The sequence below is a fragment of the Algoriphagus sp. CAU 1675 genome, assembly GCF_029222925.1.
Classification (GTDB): domain Bacteria; phylum Bacteroidota; class Bacteroidia; order Cytophagales; family Cyclobacteriaceae; genus Algoriphagus.
The window spans coordinates 283,036-297,997 of sequence record NZ_JARHUI010000005.1 but is presented as its reverse complement, the minus strand read 5'-3'; the positions used below and the strand labels follow the sequence as shown (position 1 = coordinate 297,997).

16 protein-coding genes are annotated in these 14,962 nt (G+C 42.4%); 4 read left to right on the top strand and 12 right to left on the bottom strand.

The annotated features are described in order from the left end of the window. Position 1: 1 nt before the first annotated feature. Positions 2–982 carry a 2-oxoglutarate and iron-dependent oxygenase domain-containing protein gene (locus P2G54_RS13645; RefSeq protein ID WP_275872150.1) on the bottom strand — a complete coding sequence of 327 codons (981 nt, stop codon included), beginning with the start codon at positions 980–982 and terminating at the stop codon, positions 2–4. A 74-nt stretch (positions 983–1,056) separates the two neighbouring features. Here P2G54_RS13645 and P2G54_RS13640 point away from each other — a divergent pair, with 74 nt between their 5' ends. Both P2G54_RS13640 and serS read left to right on the top strand, forming a co-directional pair. Beyond that, complete coding sequence (locus P2G54_RS13640; protein WP_275872037.1) at positions 1,057–1,833, top strand: hypothetical protein; 777 nt, start codon at positions 1,057–1,059, stop codon at positions 1,831–1,833. A 35-nt stretch (positions 1,834–1,868) separates the two neighbouring features. Continuing rightward, positions 1,869–3,140, top strand: coding sequence for a serine--tRNA ligase (gene serS, locus P2G54_RS13635; RefSeq protein WP_275872035.1), 1,272 nt, complete (start codon positions 1,869–1,871; stop codon positions 3,138–3,140). A gap of 63 nt (positions 3,141–3,203) precedes the next feature. On the opposite strand, the gene coaE is transcribed toward serS, so the two are convergent. From coaE to P2G54_RS13600, 7 genes are all read right to left on the bottom strand, one after another. After that, positions 3,204–3,809, bottom strand: coding sequence for a dephospho-CoA kinase (coaE, locus tag P2G54_RS13630; RefSeq protein WP_275872034.1), 606 nt, complete (start codon positions 3,807–3,809; stop codon positions 3,204–3,206). Beyond that, entirely contained in the window at positions 3,796–4,767 is a 972-nt protein-coding gene (locus P2G54_RS13625) for a YbbR-like domain-containing protein (RefSeq protein WP_275872033.1), read from the bottom strand. The genes coaE and P2G54_RS13625 overlap by 14 nt, the downstream gene beginning before the upstream one ends. 9 nt (positions 4,768–4,776) lie before the next feature. Further along, complete coding sequence (gene yajC, locus P2G54_RS13620) at positions 4,777–5,088, bottom strand: preprotein translocase subunit YajC (protein WP_275872031.1); 312 nt, start codon at positions 5,086–5,088, stop codon at positions 4,777–4,779. 3 nt (positions 5,089–5,091) lie between these two features. Then, positions 5,092–5,634 (bottom strand): DUF1573 domain-containing protein, encoded by a 543-nt coding sequence (locus P2G54_RS13615; protein ID WP_275872030.1) that lies wholly within the window; start codon positions 5,632–5,634, stop codon positions 5,092–5,094. A gap of 1 nt (position 5,635) precedes the next feature. Beyond that, entirely contained in the window at positions 5,636–5,938 is a 303-nt protein-coding gene (locus P2G54_RS13610; protein WP_275872028.1) for a YtxH domain-containing protein, read from the bottom strand. Positions 5,939–5,945: 7 nt separating this feature from the next. Continuing rightward, positions 5,946–7,130, bottom strand: coding sequence for a transcription antitermination factor NusB (gene nusB, locus P2G54_RS13605; protein WP_275872027.1), 1,185 nt, complete (start codon positions 7,128–7,130; stop codon positions 5,946–5,948). A 117-nt stretch (positions 7,131–7,247) separates the two neighbouring features. Further along, positions 7,248–8,348, bottom strand: coding sequence for a Glu/Leu/Phe/Val dehydrogenase dimerization domain-containing protein (locus tag P2G54_RS13600; protein ID WP_275872026.1), 1,101 nt, complete (start codon positions 8,346–8,348; stop codon positions 7,248–7,250). A gap of 146 nt (positions 8,349–8,494) precedes the next feature. Here P2G54_RS13600 and P2G54_RS13595 point away from each other — a divergent pair, with 146 nt between their 5' ends. Both P2G54_RS13595 and P2G54_RS13590 read left to right on the top strand, forming a co-directional pair. Next, complete coding sequence (locus P2G54_RS13595; protein ID WP_275872024.1) at positions 8,495–10,291, top strand: ABC transporter ATP-binding protein; 1,797 nt, start codon at positions 8,495–8,497, stop codon at positions 10,289–10,291. A 66-nt stretch (positions 10,292–10,357) separates the two neighbouring features. Further along, complete coding sequence (locus P2G54_RS13590) at positions 10,358–10,681, top strand: hypothetical protein (RefSeq protein WP_275872022.1); 324 nt, start codon at positions 10,358–10,360, stop codon at positions 10,679–10,681. Positions 10,682–10,720: 39 nt separating this feature from the next. Here the strand turns inward: P2G54_RS13590 and P2G54_RS13585 are convergent, their stop codons facing one another. The 4 genes from P2G54_RS13585 to P2G54_RS13570 form a co-directional block, all read right to left on the bottom strand. Further along, entirely contained in the window at positions 10,721–12,088 is a 1,368-nt protein-coding gene (locus tag P2G54_RS13585; protein ID WP_275872020.1) for a peptidylprolyl isomerase, read from the bottom strand. Between the two features lie 49 nt (positions 12,089–12,137). Further along, complete coding sequence (locus P2G54_RS13580) at positions 12,138–14,120, bottom strand: peptidylprolyl isomerase (RefSeq protein ID WP_275872019.1); 1,983 nt, start codon at positions 14,118–14,120, stop codon at positions 12,138–12,140. Positions 14,121–14,208: 88 nt separating this feature from the next. Then, entirely contained in the window at positions 14,209–14,622 is a 414-nt protein-coding gene (locus P2G54_RS13575) for an ATP-binding protein (protein ID WP_275872017.1), read from the bottom strand. A gap of 2 nt (positions 14,623–14,624) precedes the next feature. Continuing rightward, positions 14,625–14,960: an STAS domain-containing protein gene (locus P2G54_RS13570; RefSeq protein WP_275872016.1), complete on the bottom strand. Its 336-nt coding sequence runs from the start codon at positions 14,958–14,960 to the stop codon at positions 14,625–14,627. Between the last annotated feature and the right edge of the window lie 2 nt (positions 14,961–14,962).

Sequence of the window (14,962 nt, the reverse complement as noted above, 5' to 3'; positions counted from 1 at the left end):
TTTATTTTCTCAGTCCTAATTCACGAAGCCTTTCTTCTAAAAACTCCCCGGCAGTAGCATCCTTAAACCGTTTTGGATTGTCAGCATCAATGCAGCTTTCGAGACAGGTCAAATCCATCTCGGATCGGGGATGCATAAAGAACGGAATAGAGAATCTACTGGTATTCATCAATTCTCGTGGTGGGTTTACCACGCGGTGAATAGTAGATTTCAACTTTTTATTAGTCAATCTTTCCAACATGTCTCCTACATTCACGACCAATTGATCAGGCAATGCCGTGATCGGAATCCATTTTCCGTCTTTTCTCAATACTTGTAGTCCATCTGCACTTGCTCCCATTAGCAGTGTGATCAAGTTGATGTCTCCATGTTCTGCAGCACGCACAGCATCAGCTGGGACCATGTCTGGGTTTTCGATTGGAAAGTAATGGATCTGGCGGAGAATCGAATTGCCATAGGCTACCTTATCCTCGAAATAGTCCTCTGGCAATTCAAGATTCAAAGCAATCGCACGAAGCATCGCCTTCCCAGCTTTTTCTAAGGTTTGATAGGCTTCTATTGCGTCATTTTTAAACTCCGGGATCTCCTCTGGCCAAAGATTTTCAGGGTATTCTTTCTTGATTGGATCAGAGTCCGGAATCTGGGAAAGTTCCTGGCCTACATGGTAAAACTCCTTCAAATCCCCGGTATTTCTACCTTTTGCATGTTCTTTTCCTTTTCCGGTATAACCTCTCTGAAATCCGATTTCAGGTCTTTCATACTTGCTTTTTACTTCATCGGGTAAGGCAAAAAAACGTTTGATTGAATTGTAGAGTCTGTCCTGTAAATCCTGGGAAAGTCCATGGTTTTTGATGGCCACAAACCCTATATTTTGGTAGGCTTCTCCAAGCTTTTTTACAAAAGTTGATTTTTGCTCAGGGGTTCCTGATGTAAAATCTGCCAAATCCAGGCTTGGGATTTCGTCAAATAGTATCTCCATTATTTAGGTTTTCGTTAAGTCTCTCGCTCACAAATTTTGTATAAAAATAATACCTTTAGTATCAAACTTTCTGCAATATGTACAAAAAGCTGTTTTTACTCATTTTCTTTGGCTTGCTTCTAATAGGGTGTAGTGAAAACCGAAAGAAGATCAATGAGTCTGTCATGAAGGATTCAGTAGAGACTGTTCCTGCTGATACACCACTTCCCAAAGTTTCATTTTACCAATATGAATCCGAGGAGGATTCCTATCCCGATGCTATTTTGGAACTATTTTCCCCACTCGGAAATCAAGTGTTCAAGCCAGGAAAGGTTCCTTTCGAGTTCAATATCAAAAATTATCCTTTTGAAGAAGCTTCAGCAGAAGAGTTCAGACTTTTCAATATTCTGAATGGTGGGGATCCTATAGGTTTTGGAACCCCGATTTTCCAGCGTGAACTGACCCAGGGAAGTTATAGAGTGGTGGCCTATCTTGTGGATGATGAAGGCCTTGCTTTGAAGAATTTCGGAAATTATGTTGATAGGGACTTCCAGGTTGGTGATTCCAGGCCTTTTCCATATTCGGCAGAGCCCTATTTGGCAGTGAACTACCCGCGAAACAACCAGGTTGTTGAAACGGGGGAGGAAATCATTGTGGATTTTTTAGTGATTGGTGGTGACATGGACTTGGATGACTTAAAAGTAAGTGTGTCCATAGGTGATGAATATTCCTATATCATTGACCAAATGGACCCGATCCGTGTGGCCAATCTTCCCTCAGGTTCCTACCAAGTAAAGGTAAAATTGCTCAGGGGTGATGAAAAAGAGCTGGAAGGGCCTTTCTCCTCCGTCAGCAAATCCATCATTGTGAGATAAGTCCCTATCTTTGCATTCAATTCAAAGTAAAATCAATGCTGTTAGTTAATCAAATCAGAGAAAACTATATCGGGGTTTTGGAAGGACTCCAAAAACGGAATTTCCCCAATGCCGAAACCGTGCTGAAGCAGGCGCTTGAACTGGACGATCTCCGGAAATCTACACAAACACAAAGAGACCAGATTCAGGCGGAATCCAATTCCATTTCCAAGCAAATTGGAATGCTCATGAAGGAGGGGAAGAAAGAAGAAGCAGAGCAAGCAAAAAACAGAACAGCGGAGATCAAGGTACAAATCAAAGAGCTTGAGGAGCAAAATTCTACAGCAGAAGAGGAGCTGAAAGCATTGCTTTATACGATTCCTAATGTGCCCCATAGCTCAGTTCCTGCGGGAAAATCTGCCGAGGATAACGAGGTTGTTTTGGAGCATGGGACTATACCTGAGTTGCATGCCGACAAACAACCCCATTGGGAGCTGATCAAAAAATACGACATCATCGATTTTGATCTCGGAGTTAAAATTACCGGGGCTGGATTCCCAGTTTACAAAGGAAAAGGGGCCCGACTTCAAAGAGCATTGATCAACTTCTTTTTGGATGAAGCTCTTGCAGCAGGTTTTACAGAGGTGCAGCCTCCGATTTTAGTCAATGAGGATTCCGGATATGGTACTGGTCAATTGCCGGACAAGGAAGGTCAGATGTATTTTGCCACCGCGGACAATTTGTACCTGATCCCCACTGCGGAAGTTCCAATCACCAATTTATATAGAGACGTGATTCTTTCTGAAGAGGATCTTCCTATCCGAAATGTCGGCTATACGCCATGTTTTCGTAGGGAAGCCGGTAGTTGGGGAGCTCATGTGAGAGGATTGAACAGACTACACCAATTTGATAAGGTTGAAATTGTTCAAATCACCCACCCAGACAAATCCTACGAGGCTTTGGAGAGCATGAGTGCCTATGTACAAAGCTTGTTGCAGAAGCTGGAACTTCCTTATCGAGTTTTGAGACTATGTGGAGGAGATATGGGATTCACCTCTGCTCTGACTTATGACATGGAGGTTTTTTCCGCGGCACAGGAAAGATGGTTGGAAGTGAGCTCTGTTTCCAACTTTGAAACATATCAGACCAATCGCTTGAAGCTGCGCTTCAAAGGCAGTGATAAAAAGACCCAATTGGCACATTCTCTCAATGGAAGTGCCCTAGCGCTACCGCGAATTGTAGCTGCCATTCTGGAGAATAACCAGACTCCTGATGGAATCAAGATGCCTAAAGTGTTGCAGCCCTATTTAGGGTTTGATAAGATTTGATAAAAAGGCCTTTCGTATTTCACGAAGGGCCTTTTTTATCCCAAGTCCGAAAGCGGAAGAACATTACAACTTGGAAATAATTTTTCGATGCACCTCCAAAACCTGTGGGATAAGTAATTTGTTGTCTGTGTTTTTGATAACGAAATCCGCCAGCTCATTTTTCTGTTCGTCGGGAAGCTGTTGATCTATAATCTGGTTGATTTGCGCTTCATTGCGGTGAGGGTCACGCATCAGTATTCTGGCCAAGCGGATTTTTAGGGGGGAGCTCACATTGATCACTGCATCGAGACTTTTGTTACTTCCTGTTTCAAAAATCAAAGCCGCTTCCTTTATCAGATAAGGGCTCTTATGCTGTTCTGCCCAACTTTTAAAATCCTTCCCAACTGCGGGGTGAACCAATGAATTGATTTTTTTGACTTTTTCGGGATCAGAAAAAACCGTCCTGGCCAAATATTCTCTATTCAATAAGCCTTCTTCCGTAAAGCTTTCAGGTCCAAATTCTTTTTTGATTTCTTCAACAAGGATTGGATCATGATTCATGAGCCATTTGGCCCGGTCATCCGCAAAATAGACAGGGATTCCGAGAATTTGGAAAATCCGGGCAACAGTTGATTTTCCAGAACCAATTCCCCCGGTAAGACCGATTAGTAAGGGCTTAGGGTTGTTCATAAATGAGCTGGAGTTGAGCGGGCTCTATCCTTACTTGATCCAAATAGGAAGGCATAGGGATCACTTGTACCGAAATAGTCGAGTCCTGTCGGTTTCTTCTGGAAAAATCCAGAATAGCCTCGAATTCGATTTCTTTCAAGTCTTCGGTTCTCCTTTCATCTACCAAGTAGTACATCATGATGATCGGGTCATCAGTTTCCAAAGTAACCGTCCTCGGGAAGTTGATTTTTTTGACCTTTAGTCGTTTGTTTCCTTCCAAAAATGCCAGAAGTTCAAGTTTCACCGATACAGTTTCTTCCTGGATGGAAATGAAATCCTTCAGTTCTTTGGGAACTTCCACATTGACTACTTTCTCCAAATCCTGATTGATTTTTTCTTCATCCAGTTTGACGGGGTAAAGGCCTTCAAAGATTTCCAAAATGGAGGTTGGACCTTTAACGGTGAGTTGGCTGGGGGAAAATTCGGGATCTTGAAGTAAGCGATAATTTTTTGCCAATGAATAGGTCGTGGAATCGAGGACCGGTTTTAATTTGACAGTCCTGATCTGATCGATATGAAAAAAAACAGAGTCATCCACGATGGAGACTAATTGAGTTGGAGTCAGAAATTCACTCAGGGAGCGTTTTATTTCATTGGTCAAAACGAAGTTCCTTGAAACAGGATTGTCCAACTCGATGGTGTAGGGAGTGGAATTGACGTTGAAGTATTTTCTCAACAAGTCCCAGCCATTCCCGCTGATTTCAATTTGTACGCTTTCTGGCAGGGGTTCCACTGCCATATACCGATCCTGATTGTACAGGAATTCGATTGGAAAATCCACAATAGTGGTGTAATCGTCCTTGTTTAGGGCGTTTAAAATCCAAAAAGTGGTAGCCGCTGCTACACAGAGGACTACCACTTTTAGATTAGAGAGTTTTTTGGGAGAAATCCCGTTTTGGGACTTTTTATGTTCCGCCAAAATTCAATTTTATTTATTGGTTTTTTTTGAGAAATCCAGTGAGATGGCAGATTTTTCAACTTTTACCTTGAATCCTCTGTCCAGTTCGAGAATCACAGTGTCTCCTTCTACGGCACTTACTTTGCCATGAAGTCCGCCGATAGTGACTACATCTTCTCCTTTTTTGATTTCATCAATAAACTTCTTTGTTTCTTTCTGTTTTTTCTGCTGCGGTCTGATCATGAAGAAATACATGATCAAGATAATAGAGCCAAACAGAAATACCTGTCCTAAGATGCCTGAGCCACCTGCTGCGGCCTGCGCCAATACGGTTGATATCATCTATTATCTTTTTACAGGTCCAACCGGAGCAGAAGCTCCTGCGATTTTTGGAGTTACAGTACCTTTCAATCTCAAACGAGTCACTGTTGGATTGGTGTTAGCCTGGATGGTAACGGTAGGTGCCTGAGCTCCTGATTTAGCAGTGGAGTTGAAAACCACTTTAACAAAGCCCTCTTCTCCCGGTTTTACTGGAGTCTTGGTCCAATCAGGGCTCGTACATCCACAGGAAGCTGTAATGTTGGATATTACCAATGGAGCTTCTCCGTTATTGGTAAAGTTGAAGGTATGTTCTACAATTTGGCCCTCATTGATGGTTCCGAATTCATATTCCATTTCAGGGAACTCGAAGGAACCTAGTGTACTAGGGTCTGCAGCCTGGGTAGACTGGGCGTTTACCGGGGTGATAGAGGAGCCTTTACTCTCCAATTGGGCGATTTTCTCTTCCAATGCCTGGATTTTTGCTTCTTGGTCACTTTTCTGGCTACAAGAAGTACCTAAGGCCAACATCAGGGCAAATGCCGCAGCACTCATTAGTTTAGCGTTCATATCAATTGTTTCCTTGGTTTATTTGGTCGATTAATTTATTTACGTCGTTCAAAAGGTTTTCAGCCTTGTTTTTTGCTTCGCTTATCACACGTTTTCCTTCTGTCTTGGCCTCGTTGAGGTGAAGCTCTTTTCCTTCTACCAATTCTTCAATCAGATCCTCAAGTTCTTTTTTGTATTTGGAAAGTTTGAAGGAAAGCTTGTCTCTGGTATTACTTCCGGTGTCAGGTGCGAAAAGTACACCCAAAGCAGCACCAACGCCAGCGCCGATGATAAATGCGAAGAGTGAATTACTGTTTTTGCTCATTGTTTAATTATTTATTGTCTAAAAGTCCTCTGCCACTTTTACGAATTTCTCCTTTTTCGGTTAGCTCTTTTGACAACACATCCAGCAAGCCATTGACAAACTGCTTACTTTTAGGTGTACTGTATGTCTTCGAAATATCGATGTATTCGTTAATACTAACTTTAACGGGAATGCTTGGAAAATTTTTCATTTCTGCAATCGCCATTGAAATGATGATTTTGTCAGTAAAGGCCAATCGGTCTATGTCCCAATTTTTGGTCTTTTGAGCGATAAGTGCTTTACTTTCTGCCTCATTCTCGATGGTGAAGTTAAAGATATTTTGAAAAAACTCTTTATCCTCTTCCCAGTTCATGGCGATCTCAGGCATTTGCCCGTCTGATTCGTTGTCCAGATTGGCTGCGTTTTTCAAAACTTTGGAAGCCAAACTCCTAACCACAGACTTATTCTCTGTCCAATTAAGGTCTTTTTCGGCAAAGTAGTTCAGAATCACCTCGTTTTTGAATATGATTTTCTTCAAAAGGTTGTCTGCTGCATCCAGGTCCTGCTCTATGGTAGGGTTTGAAATTTGAAGGTAGGCGATGTATTCCTCAGAGGGTTTGATATAATCCCGGAACCATTCCTTGATTTCAAGTTCCAAGTCATCCAAGTTGGCATTGCTTCTGGCTACAGCTGCCCGATAGGCGTCTGATTCCCTAAGGTTTACCAAAACCTGGTTGTTGGCTAAATTCAGATCATTTCCGAAGGCCACTGGACTTTCCCCGGCAAGTTTCTTCTTCTTTTCAAATTCCTTCCGAACATGGTTGGCAAATGCCTGAAGAAGTTCAATAGCAGACAAATAAAGTTGAGGGATGCGCTCGGCAGAAGCAATCATGTTTTTCAACAAAAACTGTCTGTCTTTTTCATTGGCATTGTGAAATTGGCTGATCGCTTCCAGTACCGCCTTTTTCACTTTTGGCGAAGCGTCAGATGCCTGGATTTGGTGCTTGGAATCAAGGTTTTTTTCGAAAAGCCGGATAGCCTCTTCAGCTTCACGATTCAACAAAGCTTTGTCCTGCACCTCCATACTGTTGAGGTCTGGTAAAAAAGACTCCCGAATAAAGTCTTTCGCAAGGTTGAAGTTGGACCCCTTGCATTGCTCATAGGCGTAGAGGTTTTGAAAAGCCTTGACCCTGAGTATTCTTCTGTTTAGCATAGTTTGAGAAACGAGCTGTAAAGATAGGGATTTTGCACGGGCTTAGCCCATGGCTTGGAAGACAAAAAAACCACCGAAAGCAGAATCCCGGTGGTTTTCAAGTCGGATTGCAAATGTTTAGAATGGAAGTTTTACTCTTCCGATTGCCTCAATTCTTTCTTTAGCAGCAGCTATAGCGGCCTGCTGGGAAGGAATTTGTTCGTTTTCGGCTTTTTCCAGAATCATGAGACAGGTATCAAATATTTTTTCAGTCTGGGCAAATACGATGTCTTTGTGGTAGTCACCAAAATATTCAGCGCCCACATTGATGACACCTCCTGCATTGATCAGGAAATCAGGGGCATAAACAATGCCTTTATCCATCAGGATTTTTCCATGCTTGGCTTCGTCTTTGAGTTGGTTGTTGGCACCCCCGGCCACCACCGCACATTTCAGTCGGTCGATCGTGTCGTCATTGATGGTAGCACCCAAGGCACATGGAGCATAAATATCCATAGGCATATCATAGATGACATTTGGATCTACTACAGTGGCTCCCGTGGCATTTGCTACTTCTTTGAGCTTGTCCTCGAAAATGTCTGTAATCATTACCTCGGCTCCTTCTTTTACCAGATACTCGATCAAATATTTTCCAACTTGACCTACACCTTGAACACCGATTTTCTTTTTGTTCAAAGAGTCAGAGCCAAATGCTTTTTTTGCTGCGGCTTTCATGCCCATGTAAACTCCAAATGCAGTAACTGGTGAAGGGTCACCTGCACCACCTTTAACTTGTGGCAAGCCAGTTACATGGCGAGTTTCCATGGCAATGTATTCCATATCGGATGTTTTCATGTTGACATCCTCTGCTGTCACATATCTTCCGCCTAAACTTTCCACAAAACGGCCAAATCTTCTCAAAAATGCCTCGTTTTTCAGTTTGGGGTCTCCAATGATTACAGCTTTTCCTCCTCCTAGGTTTAGGCCTGCTAGGGAGTTTTTAAAGGTCATGCCTCGGGACAGTCTCAGTACATCGGTGATAGCCTCCTCTTCGGTAGCATAGGGCCACATTCGGGTCCCTCCTAGAGCAGGTCCCAAAATAGTATTGTGAATACCAATCAATGCTTTTAGACCGGTTGCCTCATCATGGCAAAGTACCAGTTGCTCATGGTCCATTGTGGTGATCTGTCCAAAGATGGATCCTTCACGCACGGTTTCGGAAGCTTTAATTTCTAACATGTGAACTTAGCTTTTTAGAATGTGTTATATTTGGGATGCTCCTTTTGAAAAAGGCCGATACAAAATTAAATACTTTTATTGGCCTACAAAGGAATAATTTACCCAGATTTCTTAATCCATTTCATCTATTTTAAAGTTTTTATTTGGTGAGACCACTTTGGAGACTAAATAAGTATTTATACAAATACAAGGGACTATTGCTTTTGGGAATAGTATTTACGGTGATATCAAATGTTTTCGTAATTATTCCTGCACAACTCGTTCGACTTGCCATAGATTATGTGGTTGAAAGTTTTTCCTTTTTTAGGCCTTTGCAATTGGGGGGATTGGGGGAAAGTGCCCGGGAAGTTTTCCTGAAATTCGTCCTTGTATTTGGTGTTTTGATTTTGGCAATGGCCCTTTTGAGGGGCTTTTTTCTCTTTCTCATCCGACAGACAATCATCATCATGTCCCGAAGAATTGAGTATGACATGAAAAATGAGATCTATGAAAAATACCAAAGTCTTCCACTGAGTTTTTACCGTAAAAACAGCACCGGTGATTTGATGGCTCGAATCTCAGAGGATGTGAGCCGTGTCAGAATGTACCTCGGGCCAGCCATCATGTATGGCCTTAATCTGCTGATCCTGTTTCCCTTGGTAATATCCTATATGGTCACAGTAAATGCAGAACTGACCTTGTATTCCCTACTCCCTCTTCCTATACTATCCCTCAGCATTTATTTTGTCAACAATCTCATCAACGAGCGCTCTGAAAAAATCCAGAAAAGCCTAAGTGGACTCAGTACGTTTGTTCAGGAGGCCTTTTCAGGAATTAGGGTCTTGAAAGCCTTTGTTCGTGAGAAGGACAGTTTGAGGGATTTTGCTGATGCGAGTGAGGACTACAAAGTCAAATCCATCCGGCTGACCAAAGTAAACGCTCTTTTTTTCCCATTGATTATGGCACTGGTAGGGATTTCTACCATAATTACCGTGTATATAGGAGGGATCCAAGTGATCAACGGGGAGATCGGCTATGGGGTGATTGCCGAATTCATCCTTTATGTCAATATACTGACTTGGCCTGTAACTTCATTGGGTTGGGTGACTAGTATTATACAGCGTGCGGCAGCCTCCCAGACTCGAATCAATGAGTTTTTGGATGAAAAAAATACCATCGTCAGTACCCATAACCTCAAGGATGAAATATCGGGAAAAATTACGTTCAGGGATTTGACTTTCATTTATCCTGACTCAGGAATTAAGGCCTTGGATCATGTTAGCTTTGAAATCCAAGCGGGACAAACTTTGGGAGTCATTGGCACAACGGGCTCGGGTAAATCTACCATTGCCAACCTGCTCATGCGGATGTATGACCCTACCGAAGGAGGTATCCAAATCGATGGGAAACCAATTGAGGAATTCGATATCTCTTTCCTTCGTAAAAATATTGGTTTCGTTCCCCAGGATGTGTTTTTGTTTTCGGATACCATTGGAAATAATATCGCTTTCGGACTGGATGAAGCGAATCAGGAAATTATTGAACAAGCCGCTAAGGACGCAGATGTGTATCAAAATATTATCGATTTCCCCAAAGGATTTGACACCATGCTTGGGGAGCGGGGGATAACTCTATCTGGGGGGCAAAAACAACGGGTTTCCATTGCAAGAGCTATAGCAAAAGGTCCAAAAATCTTGATTTTGGATGATTGCCTTTCTGCTGTGGATACAAAAACAGAAAATGTGATCCTGAATGCCATGAAGAAAATCATGGAAAACAGAACCTCCGTGATCATTTCACATAGGGTCTCTTCAGCCAAACTTGCAGATCAGATCATCGTGCTGGATGATGGCAAAATTATAGAAAGAGGAAACCATCAGGAACTCATGAATCTCAAGGGAACCTATGCCGAACTTTACGAAAAACAAACTCAGGCCGGAGAGGCTGTAGACTCTGAATTGTAATTCTGAATTCCGGGATTTTTTGGCTAAAAGTCACTAACTTGATTGTTCACCAGTTGATTTTTAGACATGGAAGAGCAACATAAAAAAGGAATTAAGGAAATCGAGGCCACGCTCCAGGAAATTGGGCATAAAATAGAGGAACTCGTAAAGAAAGGCACAAGTGCAGGTCAGGATGTCAAGGAAGAGATCGAGAAGAAGATACGGGACCTGAAAGAAAAAAAGACCACACTTGAGGAGGAACTGCGGAAAGCCAAAAAAGTCGTAGAGCGGGAATATCAGGAAAGAAAGAAGGAATACGAACCCAAACTCAAAGAATCCAAAGGGTTTTTGCTGGAAGCTTTCAAGCAATTGGGATTTGCCTTTGAGGCCCTTTTCGGGAAAAAGGCCTAAGCAAAAAAGAGGCGACCGAATTTTCGGTCGCCTCTTTTTTTATCTTTCCTGCAGGGCATTGCAACGATCATATGCCGGGTCAATATCTATAAAGACATCCTCTTTGGCAGTCACAAACCAAGTACTTAAAATCTCATCCTCTTTTTTCCTTAGGGTAGCGGCTTTCAGCTTCTCATAGTCATCGTTTAAGTTGGCCCGATGCGCTGAATACTTATTCCTATAGTAGAGAATACGCACTTTTGTTCCTTCTCTGGGATCCTCGAATCGAATAGGCTTGGTGAGGGTTCCAACTTCCATACTGTCCAATGTGAAATAAAGAACAGGATCCTCGAGTGTTCTAAGAGTTAATCGGTTTGAATTGGTCCCAGGATCTGTGAAGAAACCTCCGTTATCGGATGTGTTACGGTCTTCTGAATAATCCTTAGCAGCTTTGGCAAAATCTAATCTTCCAGCCTCTATTTCTGTTCTCAGGCTGTCAAGGTATCTTTCGGTTTTTTGAATATCCTCTTCAGAGGCTTTTGGGATTCTGAGAATATGTCTGGTGTTGAATGCCCCGTTTTTAGTTTCCAACAATTGGATCATGTGAAAGCCAAAGTCAGTTTCTACGGGATCACTGATCTCGCCTTGTCTTAAGCCAAGTGCTGTAGCTTCGAATTCCGGAGCCAATTCCCCTCTTCTGAAAAAGCCCAAATCTCCGCCTTGTGCCGCTGAACCGGGGTCCTCCGAATAGCTTCTTGCAAGGTCAGCAAAATCAGCTTTTCCAGATAAAACATCCTCCTTGAACTGCTTTAATTGATTATAGATGTTCTCTTTTGTCTGTTGGTTTACTTCAGGCTTTTTGACGATTTGGCCTACCGTCACCTCTGCAGAAAAGAAAGGTAGAGAATCTGAAGGGATACTTTCGAAAAAGGACTTCACTTCTGCCGGAGATACAGTAACTCCCTCAGTGATGTTTGTTCTCATTTTCTGGACAATCATCTGCTCCTTTATCATATCCTCCATCTCACTTCGGAGTTGCTCGGCAGTTTTTCCATACATTTCCAAAATCATGTTTTCATCTCCTCCAAACTGCTGGAGCACCATGGAAAAGCGGCGCTCTGTTTCCAGGGTAACTTCCGGTTCAGAGACCATTACAGAGTCAATTTCTGCTTTGGCCACCATGAGTTTGTTGATGAGAAGAGATTCAAAAATCTCACAGCGAGTTGGAGGGGTAATTCCCTGTTGACTTTGGGCGATCGCCTCTATATAGGTTTGCTGTACATCAGACTCCAACAAAATGTTGTTGTCAACCTTGGCTACAATTTTATCCAGAACCTGCCCGGTCTGGGGAGGTGTCTCTTGGGAAAAAGCCTGGTTGAAAGTGATGCAGCTTAATGCGATAATAGAAAGTCGGCTTAATTTATTCATGTGTATATACTTTCCGGATTAAAGACCGGTGTAATTATTTCTTGCTAAATTATTGATTGAGTGCGATAAAAGCTTCCTCAAGAACTTCTGTGTTGATTTTTACTGGATATTTTTTTTGGAGCTTTTCAATAAGCTGTTTGTCCAAATATTCTTGGTAATCCCGGATGACCATACCTCTGCTTTCCTCAAATTTTCTGTCTCCCTCAGGCATTTTCTCTCCAAGCAAAACCAGATAATGATCTCCATTGAGCTCAATTTCCTGATAGGTTAATTCCGGATTAATCTGTGACAATACCGGGTGGGACGGGATTTCAAACAATCCATATTCAGTTTGATAAGCAAGCGGATGGTTAGTCTTGTACTCGGATTCGAAGGAGTTGACCAGTTCTTCGCTATAAACTTTGTTTTGGAGGTTGTTTCTTGCAGTAGTCAATCGGTCTCTGTCCAGGATTTTTACGATCAATGCATTTGCCCGGGATTTCCATTGATAGTTTTTTTGATGATCCTGAAAGAAAGCTTTTTGTCCCACTGTGTCTTGGATTCCCTTTTGCCACACTTCCTCATTCATCAGGGAAAATAGAAGAATACCATCTCTGTATTCTTTCAGCAGCATTTGGTATTCCTTGTTGTTGGCTTCCAAGTCACGCTCTTCCATTTCTGCCAAAAGACTCCCTGCAAAACGGTCATACCAAATAGTGAAGGATCCGCCTTTTGTCCGAGGGCTTACTTCATCGATTTCCATGTACTCTAGCAAGTCTTTGCCTGTATAGCTCTTTTGGTTCAGTTCAAAAATCTCTAAATCCTCAAGTCCCATAGTCTTCATTTGGCTGGCGAATTCAGATTTTGGAACTTGATTTAAGGAAGTTTCGAGTTTGGATACATTGGAATCATTTTCCTTAAATCCATATCTGGATTTCTGTATGGCAAGTACCTGGGACTGGATCATGCTCGATCTGGAGTCCCTGAGGATTCTCGAACGAATTATATCTTCCATTTCATCAAAAGAAGCCAATGGCTGCTTGTCCTCCAGCCTTAGAATATGGTAGCCATATTGAGTTTTCACTGGAGGAGAAACCTCCCCTTCTTCAGAAAGTGAAAATGCCGCCAATTCGAATTCGGGGATCATGGTGCCAACACTGAAATAGGGCAAGAGTCCTCCTTTTTGGCTGGTTGAGGGGTCTTCTGAATAGTTCTTGACAATGTCTTCCCAAATGGTGGTAGGTTTTTGGATTTCGGCATAGATGTCGGAAATCTTTCTTCTTGCCTGATCCTCACTGTTGGGGTTGTTAGGATCTACCCGAACCAAAATATGAGAAACCCGAACCTGACCGGGGTTGGGCATCCGTTCTTTTACTTCAATGATATGGTATCCGAAGCTGGTCAGTACTGGGTCAGAAATTTGTCCTGGCTGAAGGTTGTAGGCCGCGTCTTCGAATGGTTGTACCATTTGAAGGGACGTGAAATAACCCAGGTCTCCTTTGTTCACTCTAGCTGAAGGATCATCTGAATATTTTTCGGAAAGTTCCTGGATATTTCCTCCATTCTGGATTTCCTGCTTCACCTTCAAGGCCATTTTCAGCACAATAATACTGTCCTCGGAACTCGCACTGGGAGGGAACTGGAATAAAATGTGACTTGCTCGTATCACTTCCTGCATTCTGGAATAGGCTTTTCTAAGCTCACCTTCTTCCAATGAATTTTTGATGAGGTAGGGGGCTTTTAAGTTTTCCTTGAAAGATTCAAACTCCCGCTTAAATTCCTGAGTTTGGTCCAGTCCCAAAGCTTCTGCCTCCTTGACTTTTAATTTGTAATTGATGAAAAGGTCCAGGTTTTCTTGGAACTCTTCTTTCGTAATGGAAGCGGAATTTGCACTTGAGCTTTTTCCTTTTCCGATGAGGTAGATCAATTCATCCTTGGACACAGGCTGCCCTCCCACGGTTAGGAGTGGGTCATTTTGTGCTAAAACCTGTTCAGTGCCAAGTGTTGTAAAAAGCAGAAAATATAGTATTGCCGACAGAGCTCGGATATTCATGTATCAGAAGGCTGATTTGGAGATGCAATGTTACAAATTTATTAGGATTTCAGGGGAAATGCCTTTGAGGATTAGGATTTAACAAGAATTAGGATCGAAATCTTTTGATCAAGCGGCAGATATTGGTGCCCTGCTTGGATTCAAACTCGATTTCATCCATAATTTTCTTAACCAAAATAATGCCTAAGCCTCCTTTTCTCTTCTCTGAAATTACTTTTTTGAGGTCCGGTACCTCATAATCCAATAAATTAAATGCCTGTCCTTTGTCTTTGATTTCAAAAACCAATTTGTCCGGAAAATCCTGTACTTCCAGATTTATGTGGTTTTGTTCATTGCATTGATGGGAGTGGATAATGAGGTTTGCACATACTTCCTCTACGGCCAAAGTGACTTGATGCCGGTCTTTGGCAGCAATGTCCAACTTTTCCAGGGTGTCCTGAAGAAATGCCCTCAGGTCAGCCAGAGCAGTTGTACGGCAGGCTATCTGAATTTTGTGCTGCATTTTCAGTCTTCCCTAAGTGCGGTTGTCTTGTCCGGGAAAATGGAAATCAATTGGTCAAGTCCAAGGATTTTGAATACTTCTAAAACCCTTGGGGTCAAAGAGTAAATTTTCAAACTGATACCGTTTTCCTGAAAATCTTCTAAATAAGACATAAATACCCCTAGCCCTGCAGAGGAAATATATTCAAGCTTACTCCCGTCCACAAGGATAGATTGTGCTCCATTGTCAGCAAGAGAGCGAATGGATTCATCCAGTTGGATGGAGTTGCTGGCATCGATTTCACCTTCCAGAAGAAGGATGCTGTGATTTTGATCTTGTAATACTTCTATTGAAAGCATTT